Genomic DNA, 3,554 nt, shown 5'->3' with positions numbered 1-3,554 from the left:
GCCTGTTCCTGGAGGCATCGCCCGATCTCAACCTGCTGCTGACGCCGGCCATCGTGCGCCGCGAACGCGCCGAGCCGCTCGACCCCGCGCGCTTCACCTATCTCGAGGGCTGCGTCCGCTCCGAGGGGCCGTTCGAGGTGCCGGTCTTTCCGCGCAACGGCGGGCCGCTGGTCTATCTCAGCTTCGGCAGCCTGGGCGCCATGGATGTCGGGCTGATCCAGCGCATGCTTGCCGTCTTCGACCGGCTGCCGGCACGCTTCATCGTCAATGTCGGCGGCCTGCGCGATGCCTATCGCGCGGTGCCCGACAATGTCTATCTCGGCGCCTGGTTCCCACAGCCCTCGGTGGTGGCGAAATCGGACCTCTTCATCCATCACGGCGGCAACAATAGTTTCTGCGAGGCGCTTCGCTTCGGCGTGCCGTCGCTGATCATGCCCTATTGCTGGGACGGACACGACAATGCGCGGCGCGCCGAGGAGACCGGCGTCGGCAACCATATCGGCCGCGATGGCTGGACCGAAGGAGTACTGGAGCGAGCGATCCTCGGCCTGCTGGCCGACGATGCGATGCGCGCCCGCCTGAAGGACAATGCAGCGCAGATGGCGCTGAAGCCCGGAACGGATGTGGCCGCCGAAGCGATCCTCTCTTTGATACGGACATGACCAAATGCCTGAAAACCACCTGACGACCCTGCCGCCGACGAGCGGCGCCAACGATCCGAAAAGCTGGCTGGCCGCGCACGCGATCAGCGAAGTCGAATGCCTGGTGCCCGACATGAACGGCGTGCTGCGCGGCAAGGCGCTGCCGGCGGCGAAATTCCTGAAGGCGCTGGAAGACCGCGCGCTCTATCTGCCGAGCAGCGCCTTCCTGGTCAGCATTGACGGCCGCTATTCCGGCTCGATCGACGAAGGCTTCGCCTATTCGGACCCGGACATGCGCATGGTGCCGGATGTCTCGACACTTTGCCTGGCGCCCGGCGGCGGGCCTGGCAAGGCCTATGTCTTTGCCGATGCCTTCCACATGGACGACCGCCCGTGGATGGCCTCGCCGCGTCACGTCCTGCGGGCGGTGCTCGATCTCTATCGCCAGCGCGGCTGGCGGGCGGTGGTGGCGCCGGAGCTCGAATTCTATCTCACCGCGCCAAATCCCGACCCGGACCAGCCGCTGACCGCCCCGGCCGGGCGCAACGGCCGCGCCGAAAGCGTGCAGCATCCCTACGACATGGCGGCGCTGGAGGAGTTCGAGCCGGTGATCCAGCGCATCTACGCGCATGCGGCGGCCGCGGGGCTGCCGCTCGATACGCTGATCCATGAGTCGGGCACGGCGCAACTGGAAATCAACTTCCTGCATGGCGATGCGCTGGCGCTGGCCGACAAGGTGCTGTTGTTCAAGCGCCTGACCAGGCAGGCGGCTCAGGCGAGCGGCATGCACGCCACCTTCATGGCCAAGCCGATCGCGGCGCAGGCCGGCTCCTCGATGCATCTGCACATGTCGATCGTCGACGAGGCCGGCAACACGCTGTTCGCCGGCGGCCACGATGCCGACACCGCGATGTTCGGCCATTTCATCGGCGGCTTGCAGAAATACGTTCCCGAAATCATGCCGCTGTTTGCGCCGAACGTGAATTCATACCGGCGCATCCGTCCGAACCATAGCGCGCCGGCCAATATCGAATGGTCGCACGACAACCGCTCCTGCGGCCTGCGCGTGCCGGCGGGCGGCCGCGCCGCGCGGCGGGTGGAGAACCGGCTTCCGGGGGCCGATGCCAATCCCTATCTGGCGATCGCCGGCTCGCTGCTCGCGGGCTATCTCGGCGTGGAGGAGAAGATCGCGCGCTCGGCGGAAGCGTCTGGCAATGCCTACAAGATCAAGAGCACGCTGCCGAAGACCATGGAGGAGGCGCTCGACCGTTTCACCGCCTGCGCGCCGGTGCGGGCGCTGCTCGGCGAGGATTTCTTCCAGACCTATCTGCGCGTCAAGAGCGTCGAGCTCGACCTGTTCCAGAGCGTCGTGACGTCCTGGGAACGCGACCACCTTTTGCTCAAGGTGTGACCATGGTTTCCAGTTCGACGGGTTTCAATTCCGGTCTCGATATCGGCAAATCCTACTATGTCGCCACCGCCAATCCGGCGCCGGATCATCCGGCGCTCATCGGCGATGTCGAGGCCGACCTTGTGGTGGTCGGCGGCGGCTGCAGCGGGCTGTCGGCGGCGCTCCACGCCGCGCAGCGCGGGCTGAAGGTGGTGCTGCTCGAAGGCGGCAAGATCGGCTGGGGCGCATCGGGCCGCAATGGCGGCCAGATGATCCCCGGCCTGCGCAAGGGCGCCAAGGGCCTGGTCAAGGCCTTCGGACCGGAACGGGCGAAGGCGCTGTTCGACCTCGCCTTCGAGGCGCGCGGGCTGGTGCTCGACATCATCGAGCGCCACGCCATCGACTGCGACCTCAGGCTCAGCGGCCATCTGGTCGGCGCGGTGAACAGTTCCGACCTCAAGGACCTGGAAGATGAGGCCGAATGCCTGGCCCGCGTGATGAATTTCCGCGACGTCGAGATCCTGTCGGCGGCGGAAGCGCGCGGCAAAGTCGACACGCCCTATCACGGCGCCATGTACGAGCCGCTCGGCGGCCACATGCATCCGCTGAACTACACGCTTGGGCTTGCCCGCGCGGCCGTCGCGGCCGGTGTCACCATCCACGAGAATTCGGTCGCCGTGCGGCTGGAGCGGGAGCCTTCGATCAGGGTCTCGACGGCGACAGGATCGGTGCGGGCGAAGCATGTCGTGCTGGCGGGCGACGCGCTGCTGCAAGGACTGGAGTCGCGTGTCAACAGCCGCATCATGCCGGTCGGCAACTACATCGTCGCCACCGAGCCGCTGGAGGGCAAGCGCAATGTGATCCCGGCCAACGTCGCGGTGTCCGACACGCGCTTCGTGGTCAACTACTACCGGATGTCGGCGGATGGGCGGCTGCTGTTCGGCGGCGGCGAGCGCTACACGCCGTCGCCGCCGGCCGACATCGCCGGCTTCGTACGGCCGCATATGGAACAGACCTTCCCGCAACTGAAGGGCTGCCGCATCGACCATGCGTGGGGCGGGCTGGTGTCGGTGACGACGTCGCGCCTGCCGCATGTCGGGCACTATGGCGAGGTCTATTTCGCGCACGGCTATTCCGGCAAGGGCGTCATCCTGTCCACGCTGTCGGGCAAGCTGCTGGCCGAGGCGATCACGGGAGACGCCTCGCGGCTCGACCTGTTCTCGACGCTTAGCCCGCTGCCGTTCCCCGGCGGCACGGCGCTGCGCGGTCCGCTCTATGTGCTCGGCATGCTTTGGTATGCGATGCGCGACCGCATCAACCACTGAGCGCGCGGGACGACGGCAAGCTGGCTAACCGGCATCCCTGTTGGTCAGCGCGATGTGGCAGCAGCCGGAGCCGTGGCCCGGCGTCCAGGTGACGTTGGCGAAGCGCACGCCGGTCGCCTCGAACAGGCCGCGATCGAAGGCGCCGGCGATGCGGCAGAGCGTGGCGAGCTTCTCCTCGCCGACGCCGGCCTCGACCCA

The 3,554-nt window shown here is 67.2% G+C and carries 3 protein-coding genes; all 3 read left to right on the top strand.

The genetic code is table 11. The features are described 5' to 3' along the window. Positions 1 to 662, top strand: a 662-nt coding sequence (locus EN738_RS31255; RefSeq protein ID WP_281034335.1) for a nucleotide disphospho-sugar-binding domain-containing protein, incomplete at its 5' end; no start/stop codon positions are given. Between the two features lie 4 nt (positions 663 to 666). Then, entirely contained in the window at positions 667 to 2,052 is a 1,386-nt protein-coding gene (locus EN738_RS31250) for a glutamine synthetase family protein (RefSeq protein WP_127286967.1), read from the top strand. A gap of 2 nt (positions 2,053 to 2,054) precedes the next feature. Next, the gene (locus EN738_RS31245; RefSeq protein WP_127286966.1) at positions 2,055 to 3,356 is read left to right on the top strand and encodes an FAD-binding oxidoreductase; all 1,302 of its coding nucleotides are present in this window, start codon (positions 2,055 to 2,057) and stop codon (positions 3,354 to 3,356) included. The last annotated feature ends 198 nt before the right edge of the window (positions 3,357 to 3,554 follow it).

This window comes from Mesorhizobium sp. M4B.F.Ca.ET.017.02.2.1, from assembly GCF_003998955.1.
GTDB classification, from domain to species: domain Bacteria; phylum Pseudomonadota; class Alphaproteobacteria; order Rhizobiales; family Rhizobiaceae; genus Mesorhizobium; species Mesorhizobium abyssinicae.
The sequence above is the reverse complement of the archived record's forward strand: the minus strand, read 5'-3'. Positions and strand labels throughout refer to the sequence as shown.